The following is a 16,726-nucleotide window of genomic DNA, read 5'->3' as shown; positions in this document are numbered from 1 at the left end:
GTTCATGCAACGGACGGCCGCAGTCCACCGTGAGGACCTTGACAACCCCCTTGCGCACACAAGAGATTGACGCGCGTAGACCTCCACCCCACCCTCGATTCCCCCGGAGTCCGTGATGCCCGCCGCATCGTCCAGAACGACCGCCGTGTCCGCCGTAGTCGCCGCCGCACTCGCCGCAGGCCTGCTGACCGGCGCAGCCACCACCTCCGCTTCCGCCTCCCCGGCCCCCTCCCCCTCCTCGTCCGCCGACGACCGGGTCCGGATCCACGACATCCAGGGCACCACCCGGATATCCCCGCTCGACGGCCGGCAGGTCAGCGGGGTCACGGGCATCGTCACCGGTGTGCGGACCTACGGTTCGAAGGGCTTCTGGTTCCAGGACCCGGAGCCCGACGCCGACCCCGCCACCAGCGAGGGCATCTTCGTCTTCACCAGCTCCGCGCCGACCGTCGCGGTCGGTGACGCGGTGACGGTCTCCGGCACGGTCACCGAGTACGTCCCGGGCGGGGCCGCCTCCGGCAATCAGTCGCTCACCCAGATCAGCAGGCCCACCGTCGCGGTGCTGTCCTCCGGCAACGCCCTGCCCGCGCCGGTGACGATCTCGGAGCGCTCCGTCCCGTCCCGGTACGCCCCGGCGGGCGACCCCGCGGCGGGCGGCTCCATCAACGCGCTCCCCCTCGAACCGTCCCGCTACGCCCTGGACCACTACGAGTCCCTGGAGGGCATGAACGTCCGCATCGGCACCTCGCGGGTGGTCGGCGCCACCGACCCGCACGCCGAGCTCTGGGTGACGGTGAAGCCGCACGAGAACGCGAGCCGCCGCGGCGGTACGGTCTACGGCTCGTACACCGCGCAGAACACCGGCCGGCTCCAGATCCAGTCGCTCGTGCCGCTCGCCCAGCAGCCCTTCCCGACCGCCGACGTCGGTGACGTGCTCTCCGGCACGACCGAGGGCCCGCTCGACTTCAACCAGTACGGCGGCTACACGCTGGCCGCCCGCACCCTGGGCACGGTCTCCGGCAAGGGCCTGCGGCGGGAGACGACCCGCAAGCAGCGCAGCGGCGAGCTCGCGGTGGCGACGTACAACGTCGAGAACCTCGACCCCACCGATCCGCAGCAGAAGTTCGACGCGCTGGCCGCCGCGGTGGTCGACAACCTCGCCTCGCCCGACATCGTCGCGCTGGAGGAGATCCAGGACGACAACGGCGCGAAGGACGACGGCACGGTCTCCGCCGACCGGACGGTCAAGATGTTCACCGACGCGATCGTGGCCGCGGGCGGCCCGGCGTACCAGTGGCGTTCCATCGACCCGGAGGACAAGAAGGACGGCGGCGAGCCCGGCGGCAACATCCGCCAGGTGTTCCTCTTCAACCCCGCACGGGTGTCGTTCACCGACCGCGCGGGCGGCGACGCGACGACCGCGACCGATGTCGTACGGCAGCAGGGCCGGGCGGCGCTGACCCACTCCCCCGGCCGGATCGACCCGGCGAACGCGGCGTGGACGAACAGTCGCAAGCCCCTCGTCGGCGAGTTCGCCTTCCGGGGCCGCACGGTCTTCGTCGTCGCCAACCATTTCGCGTCCAAGGGCGGCGACGAGTCCATCGTGTCGCAGCACCAGCCGCCGACCCGCTCGTCGGAGGTCCAGCGGCACGCACAGGGTGCGGCGGTCAACACCTTCGTCAAGAAGCTGCTGGGGGTGCAGAAGAACGCGGACGTGCTGGTCCTCGGTGACATCAACGACTTCGAGTTCTCCGGCACGACCGAGGCGCTCACGGCCGGTGGCGTGCTCCACCCGGCGGTGAAGTCCCTGCCGCGCGCCGAGCGGTACTCGTACGTCTATCAGGGCAACACCCAGGTGCTCGACCAGATCCTGACCAGCCCGTCGATCGACGACTTCGAGTACGACAGCGTGCACATCAACGCCGAGTTCGCCGCGCAGAACAGCGATCACGACCCGCAGGTGCTCCGCTTCCGCCCGTAGCCCGTCGCGCCCCTACGCGCCCGCCCCCGGCCTCATGCTGAGCGCGGGCGCGTAGCGGTGCACGCCGCCGCCGGTCACACCCGGGTAGGACCGCACCCGCTCCCACTGCGACGTCCTCGATCCGACCCCGTCACCGGGCGCGGCCAGCGCGTCGACATGGGCCTGCGCGCTCTCCCATTCGGCGTAATTGAGCACGCGCGTTCCGTCGACGCTCACATGGGTGCCCGGAGATGCCTCCGGGGGGAGGCGCCGGATCGGTTCCCAGGGCCTCGAACACGGTGTCCACCCAGTCCCGCTGCCGCGCCTTGTCCGCACCGTCGAACTCGACGTCGACGATCACGACGCACCCCGGCTCCCGCGCGTCCCCCGCCCCCGGCAGCATGGAGCGGTACGGCTCGAGGGTGCGCAGACCGAGCCTCCGGATGCCCGGCACGGCGGCGTCGATGTCCGCGTTGCGCTCGTCCCGGCCGTGCCGGAAGAAGTCCTGATAGGCCTGCTCCCCACTCCACTGGCTGTAGTGGAACAACGTCTTCCCGTCCTCACCCGCATGGACGGTGTACGAGAGCAGCCCCGCGTGCGGCCACTCCCGGCTGTCCCACGCCTTGCGGACGGCCTCGATCGTCCGCCGCTGCCGCTCGGGCGTGCCGACGTCCCAGGTGCTTGCCTTGACCAGTCCGACGTCGTTGCGGGCAAGATCGGGACGGGACTGGAACCGGACGCTCATGACGAGCCCTCCTGACCGGTGCACCCCTGCGGTGCGCCACTGCCGACCACACTGGTACGTCAAGTGCGCTTGAGGTCAACACCACTCCCGTGTCGACGCCGTCAGGTCCCTCGAAAGAACATCGACTCGACAGAACCACGAACGGAGCACCTCATGGATCTGCATGTCAGGGCGATCACCCGCGAGGAACATCTGGCGTTCGTCGCGAGCCGGCCCGCCGTGAGCCATATGCAGGTTCCGTCGTGGGGCGATGTGAAGCCCGACTGGCGCGCGGAGAGCATCGGCTGGTTCGACCGGGACTCCACCGGCCGGGAACGGATCGTGGGCGCCGGGCTCGTTCTCCACCGGCCGATCCCCCGGACGAAACGCACCCTGGCCTATCTGCCGGAGGGCCCCGTCATCGACTGGCACGACACCGCCCTGCGGCGGTGGCTGGAGCCGATGCTGGCGCATCTGAAGGCACAGGGGGCCTTCTCGGTACGCATGGGCCCGCCGGTGGTCGCCCGGCGCTGGGACGCCGAGACCGTCAAGGACGCCATCGCCGAACCGTCCGCCGGGCGACTGCGCGACGTGGCCGCGGATGCGAACGAGCCGCAGGCGGCAGAGGTCGTGGAACAGTTGCGCGCCCTGGGCTGGCGGCAGGGCGCGGAGGACGGCGGGGGCGGTTTCGGTGCCGGGCAGCCCCGGTACGTGTTCCAGGTGCCGTTCGCCGGGCTGCCGCTGGAGCAGATCCGGAACAATCTGAACCAGCAGTGGCGACGCAACATCAAGAAGGCGGAGAAGGCGGGCGTCAAGGTCGTCGAGGGCGGCTACGAGGACCTTCCCGCCTTCTACGAGCTGTACCGCGAGACGGCGGGGCGCGACCGCTTCATCCCCCGCCCGCTCGACTACTTCGAGCGCATGTGGACCGCGCTGCGGGCCGAGGACCCGGACCGGATGCGGCTCTACCTCGCCCACCACGACGGCGAGACGCTCGCCGCGGCGACGATGCTGACCGTCGGGAACCACGTCTGGTACTCCTACGGCGCCTCGACCGGCCGCAAGCGCGAGGTCCAGCCCAACAACGCCATCCAGTGGCGCATGATGAGCGACGCGCACCAGCGGGGCGCGGCCGTGTACGACCTGCGCGGCATCACCGACACCCTGGACGAGGGCAACCATCTCCTGGGCCTGCTCCGCTTCAAGGTCGGCACCGGCGGCCGGGCCGCCGAATACGTCGGCGAGTGGGACTATCCGATCAACAAGGTGCTGCACCAGGCCTTCGCGCTCTACATGGCACGTCGCTGACCACGGCGGCGCCGGGCAACGGGCCCGGCGCCGGGGTGCGCCACGCATCGGCCCCGGTCGGCATCCCGTGATCGGTCACGCGGCCGCGCCCGTGCCCGGACACCGAGCGCTCGGGCGTCCGTGCCAGACTCCCGGGCATGCTCCTTCGCACCGCCACCCGTGCCGACCTGCCTGCCGTCCTCGCCCTGCTCGCGGACGAGGAGCGGGTCGTCGACCCGGCCTCGGTCGTGGTCGACGAGATGTACGAGAGGGCCTTCGCCGCCATCGAGAGCGACCCCCGCAACGAGATGCTCGTCCTGGTGGAGGGGGACACCGTGGTGGGCTGCCTGCAGGCGACGTACATACCGGGGCTCGGCAGGCACGGCGAGGAGCGGGCCCTGATCGAGGCGGTGCGCATCAGGGCCGACCGACGGGGCGGCGGGCTGGGCCGGGAGCTGATGAAGCAGGCCGCCGACCGGGCCCGGCTGCGGGGGTGCGGACTGATGCAGCTGACCAGCAGCAAGCGGCGCACCGACGCGCACCGGTTCTACGAGTCGCTGGGTTTCGCCCGCAGCCACGAGGGCTTCAAGCTCGCCCTCTGATCCGGCTCGTCGCGGCGCTGTCACGCCGGTTCGGTCCGCCAGGCGGTCATGTTCAGCTCGTCGAGCAGCCGTACATCGCTCCCCTTCAACGGGAAGGTACGCGCCTCCAGGCCGGGAGCCGGTGCGATCTCCAGCGCGTCGCCCTCGACGAGGTCACCGCCGGTCGGGGTGGAGACCCAGGCGAGAAGCGACCGCATCGTCCCTCCCGGCTCCAGCACGACCTCCTCCGGGCCCGCGTCGCTCCCCATGTAGGAGGAGCCCGGATTCACCGGGACCGGCAGGGGGTCGCCGGCGTCGTCCAGGGCCCGGACGGACGGATAACCCTTGACGCGGTACGGCTCGCTGCCGCAGTTGGTGAGGGTGAGACCGACGGCCCGATGGCCCAGCGCGGCCTGCACCTCGCCCATGTCGACGACCACCCCGGAGGACGGGCAGCCGGGCCGGCCGGCGGAGGGTGTGGGGCCGGGCCCCTGCGCCGAAGGCGGCGGCCGGTCGGGGAGGGGGGCCGAGACGGTCGGGAACGGGGTCGGCAGCTTGTCGGCGTGCACCCCGTACGGGGCACTCGGTGTCGGTTCCGGCTCGCCCTCGCCCGCCGGCACGAGGAACCCGGCGCAGCCCGAGAGCGACAGGCCCAGCGCTCCGGTCATGAGCACGGCCACCACCGCTCCGCGTCTCCCCGCTCCGGGCCCGGTCCCCGCCCCTGTCCGATCCCGCACGCTCATGCTCCCGCCCCCACGTCGGCCTTACGCATAGACGTTCGATCATGCCAGAGCGCACGCCCTCTTCCTCGCGACTGTTGAGTGATTCTTGCCTTTCATCCCAAGCAGAACTAAGTGGACCTTCACGGTCCGGTCGGCTGACACTTCGGGTATGACAGCATCTTCAGCACCTTTCGGCCGCGCGCTCTGCGCGATGATCACGCCGTTCACCGCCTCCGGCACACTGGACCCGGACGCGGCCGGGAAGCATGCCGCCTCACTGGTCGCCGACGGCTGCGACGGTCTGGTGCTCAGCGGCACCACGGGCGAGTCCCCGACCACGACCGACGCCGAGAAGATCGCACTGCTGCGCGCGGTCAGGGCGGCGGTCGGCGACGGCGTGCCGATCGTCGCCGGGGTCGGCGGGCCGGACACCCGGCACACCGTGGCTCTTGCCCAGCAGGCCGAACAGGCGGGTGCCGACGGCCTGTTGGTGGTGACGCCCTACTACAGCAGGCCGCCGCAGGCCGCAGTCGAGGCGCACTTCCGGCGCGTCGCCGACGCCACCGGCCTGCCGCTGATGCTGTACGACATCCCCGGCCGCACCGGTACCCGCATCGAGCCGGAGACCCTGCTGCGGCTCGCGGAGCACCCGCGCGTCGTGGCCGTGAAGGACTGCGCGTACGACCTGCTCGGCTCCACGAAGGTGATCGGCGCGACCTCGCTGGCGTACTACTCGGGCTGCGAGGAGCTGAATCTGCCGTTGTACGCGGTGGGCGCGGCGGGCTATGTCAGCACGGTCGCCAATGTGGCGCCCCGGCAGCTGAGGGCGGTCCTGGACGCCTTCGACGCCGGGGACACCGCCGAGGCCGCCCGGCTCAACGCGCTGACGGTCCCGCTCGCCGAGCTGATGATGGCGTCCGGGCTGCCCGGCACGGTCACGGCGAAGGCACTGCTCGACGCCGGACCGGTCCGGGAACCACTGCAGCCCGCCGGGCGCGAGGCGACCGACGGGCTGCGGAGGGTGTACGAGGAACTTCTCGTCGCCACCCGCTGAGGCCCCTCGTCCGGGCCGGGCTCGCGAGCCCTGCTGGCCGTTCCGGCCCGGCCCGAACGAATGAACCTAGTTGTGGCTGTGCAGGACGTCGTTGAGGCCGTCCCAGACCGCGTTGTTCGGCCGCGCCTCCACGGCTCCGGTGACCGAGTTGCGACGGAAGAGGATGTTCGAGGCGCCGGAGAGCTCACGGGCCTTGACGATCTGTCCGTCCGGCAGCGTGATCCGGCTGCCGGCCGTGATGTAGAGCCCGGCCTCGACGACGCACTCGTCGCCGAGCGCGATCCCGACACCGGCCTCGGCGCCGATCAGGCAGCGCTCGCCGATGACGATGCGTTCCTTGCCACCGCCGGAGAGGGTGCCCATGGTGGAGGCGCCACCACCGATGTCGGAGCCGTTGCCGACGACGACACCCGCGGAGATCCGGCCCTCGACCATCGACGTGCCGAGGGTGCCCGCGTTGAAGTTGACGAAGCCCTCGTGCATGACGGTGGTGCCGGAGGCGAGGTGCGCGCCGAGCCTGACCCGGTCGGCGTCGGCGATCCGCACACCCTTGGGCGCGACGTAGTCCGTCATCCGGGGGAACTTGTCGACCGAGGTGACCTGCAGGTGCAGGCCCTCGGCGCGGGCGTTCAGCCGGACCTTCTCCACGTCGTCCACGGCGACCGGGCCGAGCGAGGTCCAGGCGACGTTGGCGAGGAGGCCGAAGAGGCCGTCCAGGTTCTGGCCGTGCGGTCGCACGAGGCGGTGCGAGAGGAGGTGCAGACGCAGGTACGCGTCGTGGGCGTCGAGCGGCTTGTCGTCGAGCGAGGCGATGACCGTACGGACGGCGACGATCTCGACACCGCGGCGGGCGTCCACCCCGATGGCCTTGGCGGCACCCGTGCCCAGGAGGTCGACGGCCCGGTCGGGGGTGAGCCGTTCGGTTCCGGCCGGGCCCGGGGCGGCGGTGAGCTCGGGGGCGGGGAACCAGGTGTCGAGAACGGAACCGTCGCCGGCGATGGTGGCGAGGCCGGCGGCGACGGCGCCGGTGGTGCGAGCAGGAGTCGTGTCGGTCATGACAGGAAACCTAACCGGCGGGGCGCCGTCGGAGCCAACCGGTCTCGGCGGGTGGTCGCCCGGACCCCCTGACCACCCGGTCAGCCGGACCGCGCCTGCCGTTCGAGCGCCGGTGCGCGGGCCTCCTCGCGCGCCGGTGGACGCACCGGCCCCGGTCCCGGCACCCGCAGCCGCCGGGCCACCAGCACCGCCGCCCCCGCGCCGCCGGCCAGGACGGCACAGGCCGGCCAGAGCAGGCCGGGCGCGGCGGCGTAGAGGGCGCCGCCGAGCAGTGGCGCCAGCACCTGGCCGCTGATGGAGGCACCCGCCTACAGGCTCTGGAAGCGGCCCTGCGCATGATCGGGAGCCCGGTCGGCGACGTACGCCGTCGCGGTGGTCTTGTACAGGATCTCGCCCGCGGTCAGGGCCGCCATCATGGTGACGGCGAACAGTGCCCCGGCCCCCGGGACGAGCACCGCGTAGCCCAGTCCCACGAGCAACAGCCCGGTGCCCACGATGCCCAGCGGCTCCCGGCGGCGCAGCGCGTGCGCCGCGGGAAGCTCCAGCAGGAGGATGAGGCCGCCGTTGATCGCGAGCAGCCAGCCGTAGAACTGGGCGCCGTGGCCGTGCTCGGACAGGAAGACGGGCAGGGTCGAGTACTGCTGGCGGTAGACCAGGTCGACGCAGAGGATCGCGGCGAGCAGGACCAGCACCGCGGGCCTGGCCCGCAGCTCCCGCCCGAGCCCGGGTGCGCCGGGCTCGCGGACCGGCCGGCTGTGCGCGGCGCCGTGCGCCGGCAGCACCATCGCCGCGTATCCCGCGAAGAGCAGCGTCCCGAGACCGTCGGCGACGAACAGCCAGTCGTACGAGAAGCGGGCGGCGACCAGCGCGCCGAGCGGCGGGCCGACGGCGAAGGCCGCGTTGCCCCCGGCCCGCACGAGGGCGAAGCTCTGACGCCGGCCGCCCTCGGGGACCCAGACGGCCACGAGGGCGGCGTTGGCGGCGCGCACGACGCCCGCCGCGTACTGCGCGAGCGGCAACACCCCGTACATGGCCGCGACGGGCAGGACCGGGAGGGTGGCGAGCGCCGCACCGCCGACCAGCGCACCGATCAGGAGCATCCGGCGGTGACCGTGGTGATCGCCGAACCAGCCGCCGGTGAAGTTCCCCGCGACCAGGCCGATGCCGCCGATGCCCGCGATCACGCCGGCCTGGGGGACGGTCAGTCCGCGCGGGCCGGTCAGATAGACGAAGAGATAGACGAAGGTGAAGCTGACGACCCCGTTGAGGAAGGAGCCGAGGGCCAGCAGCCGTACTGTGCGCGGTACGTCCCGCACCATCCCGAAGAACCCCATCCGCGACACCCTCCCCGAGTGAGTCTCTCTTGGGAACGGACTATGGCATCATGCTTTCCTGCGGGTCAATCCGGTGGGATACGGCCGCGGGAGCCCGAAGGAGGACCCATGCCCCAGCGCACCAGCCTGGCCGACGCCGACTGCGCCATCGCCCAGGCACTCGATGTCGTCGGCGACTGGTGGACCCTGCTGATCGTGCGGGACACGGCGCGCGGGGTGCACCGCTTCGACGCGCTCCAGGAAGAGCTGGGCGTCTCCCGCAAGGTGCTGACCGAGCGGCTTCGGCTGCTGGTCGACGCGGGAGTGCTGTCGCGGGAGCCGTACCAGGACCGGCCGCCCCGGTACGAGTACCGGCTCACCCGGCGCGGACGCGCGCTGCTGCCCGTACTGATCGCGCTCCAGGACTGGGGCGACACCTGGGTGTTGGGGGAAGGGGAAACGATGGCGACGGCGGCGGAGGCGTCGAAGGAGGCGGCCCGGGTGCACGCCCTGGTGGGCACCCGCCTGCCCGAGCTGCGTCTGCTGGACCATGACGGCGCGTCGCGCGACCCGGTCGCCGACACCCCGCACACCGTCCTGTACTGCTTCCCCGGCGCCTATGCCCGCCGGGACGCCTACCCGCCGGGCTGGGGCGAGATCCCCGGCGCGAGCGGCTGCACCCTCGAATCCTGCACGTACCGCGACCAGTTGGCCGAGTTCACGGCCGCGGGAGCGACCGTGCACGGGGTCTCGACCCAACGACCGGACGAGCAGCGGGCGTTCGCCGAGGCGGAACGGCTGCGTTTCCCGCTGCTGTCCGACGCGGAGCTGGACCTGGCGGCGGCCCTGCGGCTGCCGACCTTCCGCGCGGCGGGAACGAGCAGATTGAAGCGGCTGACACTGGTGGTGGACCGGGACCGGACGATCCGCGAGGCGCTGTACCCGGTCACGGACATCGAGGCGAGCGTCCGGGCGGCCCTGGCCGCGGTCCGGGATGCGGGCCCGTCCGTCGAGTGAGGGTCACGAGCGGCCGGGCGGCCGGGACCGGAGCGGTCAGCCGACGACCCGGCTCATCATCTCCCGGGCGTACGCCTCGTCGTAGTCGCCGCCGGTGAGCAGTACCTGCAGGCAGATACCGTCCATGAGCGCGATCAGCGCCCGCGCCGTGGCCGGATCGGTCCGCCGGGACAGCAACTCGGCCGTGCCGTCGGTCCACTCGGCGGCGACGGGCCGCAGCGCGGGCCTGCGGAGCGCGGCGAGGTACAGCTCGTACTCCAGCTCGGCCCGCCCGCGCCCGCCGGAGAAGTACTCCCCCAGCAGCCGGGCCAGCTCCTCGGCGAGGTCGGCCGCCGGGTCGGCCAGGGCCTCGCTCTCCCGCATGACCTCGGCGAAATTCTCGTTCGACCGACGGAGCGCGGCGATCAACAGCTCGTCCAGCGAGGCGAAGTGATACGTCGTCGAGCCGAGCGGCACGTCCGCCTCGGCCGCGACGGAGCGGTGGCTGAGCCCCGCGATGCCCTTGGCGCCGACGACCCGGATCGCGGCGTCGATGATGCGTGCGCGCCGCTCGGGATCGTAACGACGTGTCATCAGTGGGCCCCTCCCAGATTCAGCACCACCACTCCGGCGATGACCAGCACTATGCCCGCCAGCTTGACCGGGTTGCCGGACTCCCCCATGAAGAGGATGCCGATGGCGGCGACGGCGGCGGTGCCGATCCCGGCCCAGATGGCATAGGCGGTGCCCATGGACAGCGTCTTCAACGTCTGGGCGAGCAGGGTGAAGGCTATGAGATAGCCCGCGACGGTGATCAGCGAGGGCCAGAGCCGGGTGAAGCCCTCGCTGTACTTCATGGCCGTCGTGCCGGCCACCTCCGCCGCGATCGCCGCGGCAAGCAGTCCATATCCCATGTGTACGAGTGTACGCATCGCCGCTCGCACTCCGGTACGACGGATTCACGCCACTCGGGACGCTACGGTGTCCCGACCGGCACACAGGACGACGACACAACGGAGCTGCAGTGACGCAGGATGCAGGGTGGGGCGGCGGTGCGCCGTACGGAGGAGCGCCGTACGGAGGGCCACCGGGATGGGGTGGCTGGATGCCACCGCCGAAGCCCGGGGTGATACCGCTGGTGCCCCTGAGGCTCGGGGACATACTCGGCGGCGCCTTCAGCACGATCGGGCGCTACTGGAAGCAACTCCTCGGCGTCGGCGTGACCGTGTACGGCGTGGCGCTGGTCGTCGTGGGGGCGGCGGCGGCGATCGCGTATTCCGCGACCCATGACCATCTGCGGCGGATCATCGCGCTCAGCGCCGATCAGGACCCCTCGTCGGACGACCTCGCGCCGGTACTGATCGCCTTCGGCGCCATCTGGCTGGTCGCCATGGTCGCCCTCATGCTCTGTACGGCCGTGATGTACGCGGCCGTTCCCACGATCCTGCAGGAGGCGGTGCTGGGCAGGCCCACCACCTTCTCCGTCATCTGGCGACGGGCCTGGGCACGCGTGCCGGCGGTGATCGGCACAGTGATTCTGTCCTCCCTGATCGCGATGATCCCGATGGTGCTCATGATGGTCGGTTTCTGTGCCCTCATGATCGGTGCGATCACCCTGGCCCACGGGTCCGGCGCCGCGTTGTGGGCCGCGCTCGGCCTTCTCGGCGCCCTGGCCACCGCTCCCCTGGCGGCCTGGCTCTGGGTGAAGTTCAGCCTGGCCGCCCCGGCCGCGGTCTTCGAGCGGCAGAGCCCGGTGGCGGCGCTGCGCCGTTCCTCGCAGTTGGTGCGCGGCGACTGGTGGCGGGTCTTCGGGATCAGTCTGCTGGCCTTCGTGATGGCGGCCGTGGCGAACTACGTCATCCAGATCCCGTTCTCGTTCCTCGGCATGTTCTCCGGCGCCGTCGGCGGCTCGACCCTGGACGAGGACCCGAACCCCGCGTCGATCGTCTTGGCCATGAGCGGCTACCTGGTGATCGTCCTGCTGGGGCAGCTCATCGGCCAGCTCCTCTCGGCGACGTTTCCGCAGTTGGTGACCGGACTTCTCTACGTCGACCGGCGCATGCGCACGGAGAACCTGGGCCCGGTCCTCGCCGAGGCCGCGGCCGTACCGCCGTCCCCGTACGGCACTTAGTGCTGTGACCGGGCTCCCCCGTTCGGATCGGGCCCCGCTCACCGATCCGACCCGATCCGGACGAGAGACCGCGGGGCTCCTCAGTCGATGAGCGAGTTCTTCGGACTCAGCACACAGAACTCGTTCTCCTCCGGGTCCTGAAGCACCACCCAACCCACCTCCGCCTGCTGCCCGATGTCCACCCGCCGAGCCCCGAGCCCGATGATGCGCTCGACCTCGGCGGCCTGGTCGTCGGGGGCGAGGTCGATGTGGAGACGGTTCTTGCGCACCTTCCGCTCCGGCACGGGGACGAAGCAGATCCCGGGAAGCGCCGACCTGTCGGCGCCGATGACGATCTCGTCGTCGGCCTCGAAGACCACCCTCCAGTCGAGCACCTGGCACCAGAAGCGGGCGAGCGACGGAAGATCGTGGGTGTCGACGACGATGCTGTGGAATGAAACGGCCATGCCCGCCAGTCTGCCTGGCGGGCATGGCCGTTGTCCGTCCCGAATCGTGAGGGTTGCCGGTCCGTCAGCTGCCGACGGTGAACCAGGTGGCCCGGGACTTCTTCCACTCGGCGTGGTCGAGATCCTTGGCCTCCTTGCCGTCCCCGTACAGATCGGCCGATCCGGCATCCGTGATCAGCTGCGCCCGCGCGCCCGGAACTGTCAGGTCCGGAACGTCGACGACGGCCTCCCAGCCGCCCGGGTCGGCGGTCGGCAGATCGGCCCGCTTGACCGGCGCGTGCGCGGCGACCCCGTCCCAGCTGTAGAGGGCGTACGGGTCGGAGTTGTCGTCGGCCGCCCAGGAACCGGCCACGATCAGATACTGGTCGGCCGCGTTCTTACGGATGTCCCGGATGCTGAGTCCGCCGAGATCCAGCTCGATCGGCGTACCGATGACCGCCTTCGCCCCGCTGCCGGCCACCTTGTCGAAGTTGGTGACGGGCACGACGAGCGCCTTGCCGCCCGCGTTCGGCGGTACGAGCGGCGCCCGGAAACCGAGGTACGCGGTGGTCGTCGACCCGGGCGCGAACTCCAGGCCCTCGATGTTGAATCCGTCGATCTGCTTGGGTGCTTCACCGTCCGCCGTCCCCGCGGCGAAGCCGTACCGGTTGCCGTTCGCCTTGTCCCAGGCGACGAGGTCGTCACGGAGCTTCTTGTACGAACCGCCCACCGTCAACCGGGTGGCGGCCCCCGAGCCGGTCACCGTCGTGGTGAAGACGGTGTTGCGATCGGCCTTGTACACACCGTCCTTGTTGTTGCCGAGCGATCCGGTCCAGTAGATGGTGTTCCCGACCCGGGCCCCGGCCTCGATGTCGATCTCCTTCGACACCCCGAGCTTCGAGCCGACGTCCCAGCTCCGCACGGGCCCACCGGACACCGAACGGTCGTACAGGCGCAGCGTGTTGGACTCGTCGTCGGCGACGACCACGTACCCGTCGCCCGCGTCGACGGCGGCCGAGGCGTCCGACGAGCCGGTGAGGTAGCGCGTGTCGGCGGCGTTCTGCACGGCGGCGGACGCGGCGTAGTGCAGCGTCCGGGTGGCGGTCCTGCCGCCGAGTCCGGTGACCTTGATCGTGAGGTCCGTGTAGCCACGCCCGTGCGCGGCGACCGCGAGCTGCCGGGTGGCGCCGGTCCCGGTCACGGTCACATCGGCGGTTCCGGCGACGGACGGCTTGGAGCTGGCGGACGCCGCCACCCCGAGCGCGGCGGCATCGGCACCGCTCTGCGCGACGGTGACGGTCACCACCGGGTCACCGGTCGCGCCGACGGCGCCGGAGAGATAGGAGACCGAGAGCCCGATCGTCGGCGTGCCGTAACTCGCGGCGTGTGCGGGGGCGTCGACCCCCAGGGCGGCCAGTACGAGAACTCCGCTCACGGCGATGGCCGCCCGGCGGTTGTGGAGCGAAAGCTGATGCGACACAGCGTGCCTCTCGTCGGCGTGGGTTCGCGTTCAGACTCCCGTTCCCTCGCCAACGGCGCACACACATCACGCGTACGGCGGACGAACAACGACGAACGGCCCCCGGCGGTTGCCGGGGGCCGTTCGCGGACGCCGAGGGCTCAGACGTTGAAGCCGAGCGCGCGCAGCTGCTCGCGTCCGTCGTCCGTGATCTTGTCCGGGCCCCACGGCGGCATCCAGACCCAGTTGATCCGCAGCTCGTTGACGATGCCGTCGGTCGCGGACTTCGCCTGGTCCTCGATGACGTCGGTCAGCGGGCACGCCGCGGACGTCAGGGTCATGTCGAGGGTGGCGATGTTGGCGTCGTCGATGTGGATGCCGTAGATGAGGCCCAGGTTGACGACGTCGATGCCCAGCTCGGGGTCGACGACGTCGTACAGGGCCTCGCGGACCTCCTCCTCGGAGGCCGGCTTGGTCGTCGGACCCTCGTTGGATGTCACCGTGTTCTCGCTCATGCCGTCTTCCCTTCGGACAGCGCTTTCGCCGTCGCGTCCTTCCACGCCATCCAGCTCAGCAGCGCGCATTTGACCCGGGCCGGGTACTTCGAGACACCGGCGAACGCGACCGCGTCCTCCAGTACCTCCTCCATCGCGTCGTCCGGCTCCAGCTGGCCCTTCGACTGCATCAGCTCCAGGAAGGTCTCCTGGATCTTCTGCGCCTCGCCCAGCTCCTTGCCGACCAACAGATCGTTCAGCACGGATGCACTGGCCTGGCTGATGGAGCAGCCCTGACCCTCGTACGACACATCGGTGATGGTCTCGCCGTCGTACTTCACCCGGAGAGTGATCTCGTCGCCGCACGTCGGGTTGACGTGGTGCACCTCGGCGTCGCCGTCCCGCAGGCCGCGCCCGTGGGGGTGCTTGTAGTGGTCCAGGATCACTTCCTGGTACATGGAATCAAGCTTCACCAGTCAACCCTCAGCCGCTCTGCCAATTACCCGAAAAAGTTCCGTACGTGCTCCAGACCGTCCACCAGGGCGTCGACCTCGGCGGGCGTGGAGTACAGATAGAACGACGCTCGCGTCGTCGCAGGAATTCCGTACCTCAGGCAGACCGGCCGCGCGCAGTGGTGTCCGACCCGGACCGCGATGCCCTGCTCGTCGAGCACCTGACCCACGTCGTGGGGGTGGATGTCGCCGAGCGTGAAGGAGATCGTGGCGCCGCGGTCCTCGGCCGTCGCAGGACCGATGATCCTGAGGTCCGGCACCTCCAGCAGCCGCTTCACCGCGTACTCGGTGATCGCGTGCTCGTGCCGGTAGATGTTCTCCATGCCGATCGCCGAGAGGTAGTCCACGGCCGCGCCGAGGCCGACGGCCTGGGCGATCGGGGGCGTACCGGCCTCGAACTTGTGCGGCGCGGGGGCGTAGGTCGACGAGTGCATCGACACGGTCTCGATCATCTCGCCACCGCCGAGGAACGGCGGCAGGTCCTCCAGGAGCTCCTGCCGTCCCCAGAGCACACCGATGCCGGTCGGGCCGACCATCTTGTGGCCGGTGAAGGCCACGAAGTCGGCCTGCAGCGCCTGCACGTCCAGCACCATGTGCGGGGCGGCCTGCGAGGCGTCGATGCAGACCAGCGCGCCGACCTGCTGGGCACGGCGGATGATCTTCTCGACCGGGTTGATCGTGCCCATGATGTTGGAGACCAGGGTGAAGGAGACGATCTTCGTCTTCTCCGTGATGATCTCGTCGATGTTGGACAGGTCGAGCCGGCCGTCGTCGGTGATGCCGAACCACTTCAGCTTCGCGCCGGTGCGCTGCGAGAGCAGCTGCCACGGCACGATGTTGGAGTGGTGCTCCATCTCCGTGGTGACGATCTCGGTGTCGTGGTCGACCCGGTAGGGCTCGTCGGCCCAGCCGAGCATGTTGGCCACGAGGTTCAGCGACTCGGAGGCGTTCTTGGTGAAGATCACCTCGTTGCGGCTGGGCGCGTTGATGAACGCGGCGACCTTGTCACGGGCGCCTTCGTACAGCGCCGTGGCCTCCTCCGCGATCGTGTACACGCCGCGGTGCACATTGGCGTTGTGCCGCTCGTAGTACTCGTTGAGGGCGTCGAGCACCTGGCGCGGCTTCTGCGAGGTCGCCGCACTGTCCAGGTAGACGACCTTCTTTCCGTCGTGGACCGTACGATCCAGCAGGGGGAAGTCCTTGCGGATCGCCTCGGTGTCGAGGAGGCCCGGCAGCTGTGTCACGCGGAAGCGCCACCCTTCACATATGCCTCGTAGCCCTCGTTCTCCAGCTTGTCGGCGAGCTCGGCGCCGCCGGACTCGGCAATACGGCCGTTGGCGAAGACGTGCACGAAGTCGGGCTTGATGTAGCGGAGGATCCGCGTGTAGTGCGTGATCAGCAGGGTGCCGACCTCGCCGGTCTCGCGAACCCGGTTGACGCCCTCGGAAACGATGCGCAGGGCGTCGACGTCCAGGCCGGAGTCGGTCTCGTCGAGGATCGCGACCTTCGGCTTGAGGAGCTCCAGCTGAAGGATCTCGTGGCGCTTCTTCTCACCGCCGGAGAAGCCTTCGTTCACGTTGCGCTCGGCGAACGCCGGGTCCATCTGGAGCCGGCCCATCGTCTCCTTGACCTCCTTCACCCAGGTACGCAGCTTGGGCGCCTCGCCGCGGACGGCGGTGGCGGAGGTGCGCAGGAAGTTGGAGACCGAGACACCGGGGATCTCGACCGGGTACTGCATCGCGAGGAACAGACCGGCGCGGGCCCGCTCGTCGACGGTCATCTCCAGGACGTCCTCGCCGTCCAGGGTCACCGAACCGCTGGTGATCGTGTACTTGGGGTGACCCGCGAGGGAGTACGCGAGGGTGGACTTGCCGGACCCGTTGGGGCCCATGATGGCGTGGGTCTCGCCCTGCTTCACGGTCAGGTCGACGCCCTTGAGGATCTCCTTCGTGGCGTTGTCGGCCTCGACGGAGACGTGCAGGTCGCGGATTTCAAGCGTTGCCATGGGTGAC

The 16,726-nt window shown here is 70.6% G+C and carries 16 protein-coding genes and 2 pseudogenes; 6 read left to right on the top strand and 12 right to left on the bottom strand.

All coding sequences use genetic code 11. The features are described 5' to 3' along the window. Positions 1–115: 115 nt before the first annotated feature. Entirely contained in the window at positions 116–1,981 is a 1,866-nt protein-coding gene (locus ACIRP2_RS05955) for an endonuclease/exonuclease/phosphatase family protein (RefSeq protein ID WP_404246902.1), read from the top strand. A gap of 12 nt (positions 1,982–1,993) precedes the next feature. On the opposite strand, the pseudogene ACIRP2_RS05950 reads toward ACIRP2_RS05955, so the two are convergent. Beyond that, positions 1,994–2,705: pseudogene (locus tag ACIRP2_RS05950) on the bottom strand (antibiotic biosynthesis monooxygenase). A 153-nt stretch (positions 2,706–2,858) separates the two neighbouring features. Here ACIRP2_RS05950 and ACIRP2_RS05945 point away from each other — a divergent pair. Both ACIRP2_RS05945 and ACIRP2_RS05940 read left to right on the top strand, forming a co-directional pair. Further along, positions 2,859–3,992 carry a lipid II:glycine glycyltransferase FemX gene (locus ACIRP2_RS05945; RefSeq protein WP_404246900.1) on the top strand — a complete coding sequence of 378 codons (1,134 nt, stop codon included), beginning with the start codon at positions 2,859–2,861 and terminating at the stop codon, positions 3,990–3,992. A 137-nt stretch (positions 3,993–4,129) separates the two neighbouring features. Next, positions 4,130–4,573 carry a GNAT family N-acetyltransferase gene (locus ACIRP2_RS05940; protein ID WP_404246898.1) on the top strand — a complete coding sequence of 148 codons (444 nt, stop codon included), beginning with the start codon at positions 4,130–4,132 and terminating at the stop codon, positions 4,571–4,573. Between the two features lie 20 nt (positions 4,574–4,593). Here the strand turns inward: ACIRP2_RS05940 and ACIRP2_RS05935 are convergent, their stop codons facing one another. After that, positions 4,594–5,226 carry a DUF4232 domain-containing protein gene (locus ACIRP2_RS05935; RefSeq protein ID WP_404247195.1) on the bottom strand — a complete coding sequence of 211 codons (633 nt, stop codon included), beginning with the start codon at positions 5,224–5,226 and terminating at the stop codon, positions 4,594–4,596. A 217-nt stretch (positions 5,227–5,443) separates the two neighbouring features. Here ACIRP2_RS05935 and dapA point away from each other — a divergent pair, with 217 nt between their 5' ends. Beyond that, a complete protein-coding gene (gene dapA / locus ACIRP2_RS05930) occupies positions 5,444–6,328 on the top strand; it encodes a 4-hydroxy-tetrahydrodipicolinate synthase (protein WP_404246896.1) in 885 nt (294 codons plus the stop codon). A 66-nt stretch (positions 6,329–6,394) separates the two neighbouring features. Here the strand turns inward: dapA and dapD are convergent, their stop codons facing one another. Then, positions 6,395–7,384: a 2,3,4,5-tetrahydropyridine-2,6-dicarboxylate N-succinyltransferase gene (gene dapD, locus ACIRP2_RS05925; protein ID WP_404246894.1), complete on the bottom strand. Its 990-nt coding sequence runs from the start codon at positions 7,382–7,384 to the stop codon at positions 6,395–6,397. Between the two features lie 80 nt (positions 7,385–7,464). Beyond that, positions 7,465–8,718, bottom strand: a pseudogene (locus ACIRP2_RS05920) (MFS transporter). A 108-nt stretch (positions 8,719–8,826) separates the two neighbouring features. Between ACIRP2_RS05920 and ACIRP2_RS05915 the strand changes: the two are divergent. Then, positions 8,827–9,714, top strand: a complete 888-nt coding sequence (locus ACIRP2_RS05915) for a winged helix-turn-helix transcriptional regulator (protein ID WP_404246892.1) — start codon at positions 8,827–8,829, stop codon at positions 9,712–9,714. A 36-nt stretch (positions 9,715–9,750) separates the two neighbouring features. Here the strand turns inward: ACIRP2_RS05915 and ACIRP2_RS05910 are convergent, their stop codons facing one another. Together ACIRP2_RS05910 and ACIRP2_RS05905 are read right to left on the bottom strand one after the other, a co-directional pair. Further along, positions 9,751–10,287, bottom strand: coding sequence for a TetR/AcrR family transcriptional regulator (locus ACIRP2_RS05910; protein ID WP_404246890.1), 537 nt, complete (start codon positions 10,285–10,287; stop codon positions 9,751–9,753). After that, positions 10,287–10,607 (bottom strand): DMT family transporter, encoded by a 321-nt coding sequence (locus tag ACIRP2_RS05905; RefSeq protein WP_383067782.1) that lies wholly within the window; start codon positions 10,605–10,607, stop codon positions 10,287–10,289. The genes ACIRP2_RS05910 and ACIRP2_RS05905 overlap by 1 nt, the downstream gene beginning before the upstream one ends. Positions 10,608–10,798: 191 nt before the next feature. On the opposite strand from ACIRP2_RS05905, the gene ACIRP2_RS05900 reads away from it, so the two are divergent. Further along, positions 10,799–11,824 (top strand): hypothetical protein, encoded by a 1,026-nt coding sequence (locus ACIRP2_RS05900; protein ID WP_404246887.1) that lies wholly within the window; start codon positions 10,799–10,801, stop codon positions 11,822–11,824. 80 nt (positions 11,825–11,904) lie between these two features. Here ACIRP2_RS05900 and ACIRP2_RS05895 read toward each other — a convergent pair whose 3' ends face one another. From ACIRP2_RS05895 to sufC, 6 genes are all read right to left on the bottom strand, one after another. Further along, positions 11,905–12,270 carry a VOC family protein gene (locus ACIRP2_RS05895; protein ID WP_404246885.1) on the bottom strand — a complete coding sequence of 122 codons (366 nt, stop codon included), beginning with the start codon at positions 12,268–12,270 and terminating at the stop codon, positions 11,905–11,907. 64 nt (positions 12,271–12,334) lie between these two features. Further along, entirely contained in the window at positions 12,335–13,729 is a 1,395-nt protein-coding gene (locus ACIRP2_RS05890; RefSeq protein WP_404246883.1) for a hypothetical protein, read from the bottom strand. A gap of 140 nt (positions 13,730–13,869) precedes the next feature. Further along, positions 13,870–14,223 (bottom strand): metal-sulfur cluster assembly factor, encoded by a 354-nt coding sequence (locus ACIRP2_RS05885; RefSeq protein ID WP_376278524.1) that lies wholly within the window; start codon positions 14,221–14,223, stop codon positions 13,870–13,872. Further along, positions 14,220–14,675 carry a Fe-S cluster assembly sulfur transfer protein SufU gene (gene sufU, locus ACIRP2_RS05880; protein ID WP_114243911.1) on the bottom strand — a complete coding sequence of 152 codons (456 nt, stop codon included), beginning with the start codon at positions 14,673–14,675 and terminating at the stop codon, positions 14,220–14,222. The genes ACIRP2_RS05885 and sufU overlap by 4 nt, the downstream gene beginning before the upstream one ends. Before the next feature lie 26 nt (positions 14,676–14,701). Further along, positions 14,702–15,958, bottom strand: coding sequence for a cysteine desulfurase (locus tag ACIRP2_RS05875; RefSeq protein WP_351078840.1), 1,257 nt, complete (start codon positions 15,956–15,958; stop codon positions 14,702–14,704). Next, positions 15,955–16,719, bottom strand: a complete 765-nt coding sequence (gene sufC, locus ACIRP2_RS05870) for a Fe-S cluster assembly ATPase SufC (RefSeq protein WP_266736468.1) — start codon at positions 16,717–16,719, stop codon at positions 15,955–15,957. The genes ACIRP2_RS05875 and sufC overlap by 4 nt, the downstream gene beginning before the upstream one ends. Positions 16,720–16,726 lie beyond the last annotated feature (7 nt).

It is taken from the genome of Streptomyces sp. NPDC101194 (genome assembly GCF_044767885.1).
Classification (GTDB): domain Bacteria; phylum Actinomycetota; class Actinomycetes; order Streptomycetales; family Streptomycetaceae; genus Streptomyces.
Note: the sequence above shows the minus strand (reverse complement) of the source record. Positions and strands in the feature narration are given on the sequence as shown.